Origin of the sequence: Cupriavidus basilensis (genome assembly GCF_029335485.1) — a bacterium.
Lineage (GTDB): Bacteria > Pseudomonadota > Gammaproteobacteria > Burkholderiales > Burkholderiaceae > Cupriavidus > Cupriavidus basilensis_E.
In genome coordinates, this window is the sequence record NZ_JARJLM010000525.1 from 31,334 (window position 1) to 38,175 (window position 6,842).

Below are 6,842 nucleotides of genomic sequence, written 5' to 3' on the forward strand. Positions count from 1 at the left end.
GGGGTTCAGAAAGATCCCCGGGGGTATCCGCGCTCGCGCCGGAACGTCGCGGGTGGCCAGCTCGCGGCACGACCTGGCTGGAGGCCGCGGCGTCACGATTTATGAATTCTTTGTGAAATACGGCAGCCCGAGACGCGTCAAACGGTCTCTGCTAGGAGGGAAAGTCCCAGTGGCATCCGACTCCTTTTGAGTCAGTCGAGAGGACAAGAGAAAGAGACATCCAGGTTCGCTGCAGGCATCCGGCTGTTTTGCCGTCGTGGCGCCACCGCCGCTGGCTCCCGAGCCGGCGCGCACCTACCGCAACGCCGAAGGGCAGAAATGGGGCTGGCAGGGCGAGATGCCGGCGTGGTTGCAGCGGGCCGTCAATGCGGGGCAGTCGGCGGAGCATTTCCGCGTGGGTTGACGTTACGCGACCGACCGGGCCAAGAGGCGCTGTGGAACAGGGGCGCCCGCTTAAGTGCGCAGGCGGGGCTGGCAGCCATCACGCTGTGCCCGCAGATCAAGCGCCTCTGCTAGGTCTGCGCGCGGTCAACTGATCGCTGCGCGGCAGCGGCGCATGCCGTAACGCACGGATCGTGTGTGTGGGGCAGGTACCCGAGACCGGGGCAATGTAGAGAGAGGCCCGCCCCTTTCAAGGTGATAAAACGACACGTCCAGCCTTGGGGGCGCGCATGGTAGAGACATGACGTCGTGCCTCGCAGCCGGCAACATAATCTTTCTTCTTCGGGGCCTTGGGTGTGCGCGGATGTTTGCGCAACGCGCGGCGGTCAACGTGTGCCGCCATTTTTGTCAGGGCTCGGCTAAGCCGGCTCGGCGTTAGACGAGTATATACATGCCAGAAGTCGGCAGGGACGGCGATCATCATGCCCGCGTAGAAGAGAACGAGTTACGGCAGCTTCCCCCGCGTGTAGCAAGCTAAACATCGAAGTTGAGACTAGCAAGAATTTTGAATTGGAGAAGCCGAGAAACAATGAAACATGCGCAAATTTTATATGTTATGCGCAATAGGTATAGTACGCATGTCATGCTGCCCGCATTGCATAGTTTGTCGCGCCCGCTATTCCCGAACTCCTCCTTAAATCCCTGGTCAGTCTCATACTTGCTGAGCGAGTAGGCGGCGCAGATCGTCGTGTGGGATCCCGCCGACTAAGATGATTTGGAGAGTGGGGCAGACGATCCTCAAGATAGGCCTGCCGATCGCGAAAAAGATGAGCCGGGGCAGGATGAGGGAGATGAGCAGACGCATGGAGACGGCGCGTTCGTTGTTCGCTAACAATTGCGCGCGGACGGCCCAGTGCTTGAAGTTGAGGTCGCCGAAGTGGGCCACTGCCCCAAACGCTCCGCTTGACTCGCGATCAAAGCGGACGACCCGGACCAGGTGTCGCTTCGCAACGGCCGAATTGGATGGAGCCTCTTACGCGATTGGTGGAAGCAGTCCAGCGCGCGCAGCTGCTAGAACGATGTAAACCAGCTGAGTCTCCGATTTAGCGCACGCAAACAACGTCTACGGCGGCCCCTTCCGGCTCGGTCAAGGTGTCAAGCACTGCGCGGCAGCGTGTGCCTGACTTGGCGTAATTCCGAAGCGTTGGCGGAACAGCTTGCCGAAGGCTGAATGGTCGGCAAAGCCGCAGGCATGCGCGATGGCGCCAACATGAGCCACCGGACCGGCCCGCTCCAGGTAATCACGGCTCCTGAGCAGGCGAATCTCGCGCAACGCCACCATTACGCTCATCGGCTCGCCCTCGAACAGCCGGTACAGCTGTGCGCGCGAGCAGTGCAGAAAGGCTGCGATACTGTCCGGTGTGAGATCGTGCTGGTGCGCATGCTGCTTCATGAAGCAATACGCCGCCTGCAACTTGCCGGCGCGCCACTGTGCATTTCCTCCGATCCGACCAGCGATGGCTGGATGCGAGGCGACTAGTTGGAGTGACAGGTCAACCGTGGCCCGCATGACCTGCTCGAGGGCGGCGCGGTCGAGCGCCGGTCCGTGAGCGGCCAGCATGCGCAACTGGGCTGACACGAAGGGCGCCAGCCCGGATGCAGTAAGCGGTGTGACCACCCGCCCGAGATCGGCGGGGTCGTAGCCAACCGCCTGTCGCACAATCTGGCGGGGAACGCGCAGGTAGCAGATCGAGGATTCGCTCCAGTGCGACGACATTGGCTGCCCGCAATCGAACATGAACAGCTCGCCTCCATGCACGATCGTGCGCGTGCCGTCCGCTTGCTCCACCCTGAAAAGCCCGCGGTCGAGCAGGCAGATGGCGATGTGCTCGTCGGTGGTGCGCACCCGTTGCGGCGTTAGCCAGGTGCGGACGGCGGAACTCGTGCAATGGACAAATTGTGTGCCCGCACCGTGGCACGTATCGATGCTCCCGTGCAGCGCAACGCCGTCGTCGGGACGCGCCTCGACTGAGCGGTAGGCATTGGCCATCCAGTAGTCGAGCTGGTTGGGGCCCGTTTCATCGTTGGTGGAGAAGTGGTGGAACGTGCCGGCGGATCCGGTGTTTTTCCCCAGAGGCGCAACAGCGAAGGCATTGCGGCGTGTTGTTGTCCCCATGACCCTGGCCCCATACAAGAAACACGTTGAGTGCGACAACCATCGAGACGGCCCGCCGCGCACCTGGCATGTCGAGCCAATGCCGGACGGAGGCAGTTTTTTGTGCCGCTGGTGGATGTCGGCTGCGGTCGCCTCGAATGCGACATTCTGACGAAAGATCGAGATTCGTTGACTACGCGCTGATTCGATTCTGCCATAAACTGTACGCAAATTCAGAAGGGCCCGGCGGTGCATCAAAAGGGGAGCTGTTCGGGCTAATGACAAGACCGGGCGGCGCTGTATCGATATGGCCCCGCTATTTGCACGGGAACCTCTACATGACCTCGTTTCAACCTGCCCGGCGACGCACGCTCAAGCTTGCCGCAACGTCCCTGGCACTGCCCGCGCTTGCGGCCTACGGCGCAAACGCTGAAGCGGCCAGCCCCGCCAATGTAGAGGCCGCGATCGGACGTTTTGCTGCGTTGGCACCCGATACCGCCAATTGTCTGGTGCGGGCCGATCCATCAAGTACGGCCGCCCCGGCGTGGTCCGCCGGCTATTACCCGGATCGGCAGCTGTTCGTTGGCAGCGCGGTCAAGACCTACATCCTCGCGCAATTCCTGCGCGACGTGGAAGCAGGGCTCGGCGGCTTGACCGAAGACCGGGCCTGCGAAATCAGCGACGCCTACCGCTCGCCGGGAAGCCCGGTGTTCCTGGGACTGTCCGGCAAGACGTCGTACCGCAGCGCCCTGGAGGCGATGATCACGCATAGCGACAACACCGCCACGGATGTCGCACTCGCCGTGGCTGGCCCGGACCGCGTGCGCGCGCTGATCGCCGAGGCTGGGCTGCACCAGACGCGCATTCCCGATTCAACACGCAAGCTGTTTTCGTACCTTGCCGGGGCGGAACCAGGTGTCGACCTCGGGTGGGAAGGCATGGTCAGGCTGGGCAACAACGAGAATCTCGGGCTCACGTCGCGCGCCGACGTCATCAACGACAAGCAGGCAATGCTGAGCACAGCCTCCGAGATGGTGAGTTGGTACCGACAGTCCATGTCGGGAAAATTCTTCCGCCAACCCGCGACCCTGGCAGAGTACAAGCGCATCCATGCGATGGCGGACGCAGTGTGGATGGCTGTTCCGGCGCGCGTGCAAGGCTTTGGCAAGGGCGGGAGCATCGATTGGGAAAGCTTCCACTGTCTGTGCTTTGCCGGTCAGATGTTGGCCGGCGCCGTGCCCGTGACATTCTGCCTGACGCTGAACTGGACCGGCGGAGCATTGAGTACAGAACGCACCGGCGAATTCATTGCCGCCGCAGCCGACGTCCTGCGCGAAGCGGCCACGGCCGCCAAGGGCTGACCGCTAGCCCGCTGCCAATGGGGTCTTTGGATGCCGGCTTCTGCTGTGAAGGCGGGGCACGCAGCTTCGACACCGGTGCTAGATGTGTGGACGCCATTCGGGAGTGACATGAGGGCGGCGGTTCAGCCACGATTGAAGGTGGGGCCCAGCCCGTGAGCATGATCGCAACAAACGACCGGAATCCCGGAACGGGTGCATCGGTTGGTTTTGACGCGCCTTCCTTCTCGGTAATGCTTTTAGAAAATTCCTAATGGGGTATCGTCATGTCAAGCGCCAGAACGAGAATATGGGATTCCAGTTCGCCACTGCGTCGCCGCCTCTCTCGGGAGGATCGGCATTGCCGGCTTCTGGACGTCTCATGGAGGCTGGTGCGAGAGGAGGACACTGACGTTTTGACGCTAGGACGGCTCGCAGAGCAGGTCGGCGTTACAAAACCCGTTGTTTGCGGCCATTTTGGCAGGCGGAACGGGCTGCTCGCAGAGCACTATGTCGACTGCGTGCTTCTCCAGGGCCACGCAATACCCGGCGTGATCGCGGCGCTGACTGGTTCAACAGAACTCGAAAAGATCAAACGAAAGTATCAGGCGACGCTCATCGTGAAGTGCCGGATCGGTCTGGCGCACGTCGAAATCCGAAGCGGCAGTCCTGGGCCCGGCGCTTTGGGCAAGCCAACAGACTTGGGCGGACACGGCTGCAGTCATCGCACCGTTTTCAGTTCATTCGCCAGAGGTGGCGCTATTGCTTCAGCTGGCCATTTGGCGATGCTCGGCGCGGCCGAGGTCCTTTCCCATGCCACCGCGAACGGAGAAAGCACACCCGCGCAGGCACAGAACGAACTCTTCGAAGAAATTGTCGCGATGGTCGAGAGAAGTGCCCGCGATGGTGCTTATCGTTTCGCAGAAGCTAGCGAGCTGAACGATCAGAGCGTTGGTTGGCCCATTTTCGATTGCAGCGCGCGCAAACCGCCAGACCGTGCGTTCAGCGTTTTGATTAGGGGGCGGGTGATGAGCGCTGCGAAATCAAAGGCGCACGGCGCGGCGTGCGACGAGGATGCGGAGCAAACGCTGGCGATAGCCGGCGCGACTTTGCCGCCACCAGGACGCGGACGCAGTCGCGCGGCGTATCTGGCGGCGACGTCGCTTGGGACGCTGGCGCTTCAGAGCGGTTATGTTGCGGCTTTCGAATGCAAGTCAGTCTCCCAAATTCCTTATGTCCTCGATTGTTCCGGCCCCGACGGTCAATACGCTTATAGCGACTCCAATGGCTCGCCTGGAACGGCAAGCCTGGGAGGGGATTTCACTCTGCCGAACAGTATTAGCGGAAGTGCACAGGACAGCTACGACAACGCAGTGTCTATCAACGCGAGAGGCGGAAACGGCGGAAACGGAGAGAATTTTCAGACCAGCCGAAATCATTGGGGGGGCTATGGAGGTGCCGGCGGCGGGCTCACCCTCAACGCTGCCGGAATCAGCATCCAGAATCTTGGCGGGAACGGCATTACTCTGGACGGTTCGGGCGGCAACGGAGGCCTTTACGGCTTTGGTCCCTCTGATTTTGTCAATGGCGCCTACGGCCAGGGCGGCGTAAGCAACGGCGTCACAGTCAATTTTAACAATGTGTCGATCACCGCCGGCGGTTCGTATGCGGTAGCGATCGCCGCAAATGGAGGATATGGCGCCTCCGCCGCGGAAAGAGGCTTAGGCGCCAACCCCACGGGTGTAGGGGGCGGCTGGGCCGGGCCGATTGTGGCCACGATGTCGGGAAACGTCACTAACCTGAAGGGTGCGGGCCTGGTTCTGCAGGCGCGGGGCGGCGGCGGCGGCCCTGGCACCGGTAACGGCTCCCACCCATCAGGAAACGGCGGTGCCGGGGGGGCGATTAGTCTGGATTACCAGGCCGGCGCCATCACGGCCCTGCAATCCGGCGTCCACGCGTTCAGTAAGGGGGGCAAAGGCGGGAGCGCGGATTCAGGGTATCAAACGCCGGGCGGCAACGGCGGCAACGGCGGCGACGTCTCGATCACGATCGGCAGCGGCGCTTCGATTTCCACGAGCAGCTCGACGTTCAACATTTACGATTATTTCCAGACAGCGGATGGCATTTTGGCGCTGAGTCAGGGCGGATCTGGCGGCGACGGTGGAAGCAGCGGAATCCTCAATCCCAATACAGGCAAGCCAGGTGGCAACGGAGGCAACGGTGGCTCCGTTACGATTTCGAACTATGGCTCCATAACCACAACAGGCGCGGCAGCCCAGGGTATCGCCGGCATATCCGAGGGCGGCACGGGCGGCAAAGGCGGAGACGATTCCGGCATCATCTACTCAGGCGGCGGTAAGGGCGGCAAAGGCGGCAGGGAAGGCGATGTCCAGCTTCATAACTATGGAACCATCACCACCCGAGGCGTCGGTGCGTCCGGACTCCTGAGCCACAGTCTTGGCGGCGGCGGCGCTGGCGGCGGAAACGCGGCCGGCGGCATCTCGGTCGGCGGCGGCGGCGGCAACGGCGGCGATGGTGGCAGCGTCGCGGCGACCAATGCCGGGTCGATTATCACGTATGGCGACCATAGCCAGGGTATCGACGCACTCAGCGTCGGCGGCGGCGGCGGCAATGGCGGCGTCGCCAATGGTCACTTCTTTGGTCCTTCCCTCGTCGGCGTGAGCATCGGCGGCGTCGGCGGGGAAGGCGGGACCGGCGGCGGCGTTACCGTGAAAAATGTGGGTGGAACTATCGCGACCGGAGGCGTGAACGCCGGCGGAATCGTCGCGCAGAGCATTGGCGGCGGCGGCGGCAGCGGCGGCGCGTCGAATCTGATCGCGGGCAGCCTCGGGATCAATGTCGCCGTGAACATTGGCGGCAACGGCGGAGGCGGCGGCAATGGCGGGCACGTTGCGGTCCTTGGTGGACACAAAATCACGACGACTGGATCGAACAGCGTTGGCCTGAGC

Annotated in this window: 3 protein-coding genes and 1 pseudogene; 3 read left to right on the plus strand and 1 reads right to left on the minus strand. The window is 62.5% G+C overall.

Features of this window, described 5'->3' with window-relative positions:
• Positions 1-256: 256 nt before the first annotated feature.
• Positions 257-403: an H-NS family nucleoid-associated regulatory protein gene (locus tag P3W85_RS32350; protein WP_430869665.1), complete on the plus strand. Its 147-nt coding sequence runs from the start codon at positions 257-259 to the stop codon at positions 401-403.
• A gap of 1,125 nt (positions 404-1,528) precedes the next feature.
• Here P3W85_RS32350 and P3W85_RS32360 read toward each other — a convergent pair.
• Positions 1,529-2,557 carry a helix-turn-helix domain-containing protein gene (locus P3W85_RS32360; RefSeq protein ID WP_276267760.1) on the minus strand — a complete coding sequence of 343 codons (1,029 nt, stop codon included), beginning with the start codon at positions 2,555-2,557 and terminating at the stop codon, positions 1,529-1,531.
• A gap of 137 nt (positions 2,558-2,694) precedes the next feature.
• On the opposite strand from P3W85_RS32360, the gene P3W85_RS32365 reads away from it, so the two are divergent.
• The gene (locus P3W85_RS32365) at positions 2,695-3,897 is read left to right on the plus strand and encodes a serine hydrolase (protein ID WP_276267761.1); all 1,203 of its coding nucleotides are present in this window, start codon (positions 2,695-2,697) and stop codon (positions 3,895-3,897) included.
• 527 nt (positions 3,898-4,424) lie between these two features.
• Positions 4,425-6,842: pseudogene (locus P3W85_RS32370) on the plus strand (hypothetical protein); the annotation flags it as partial.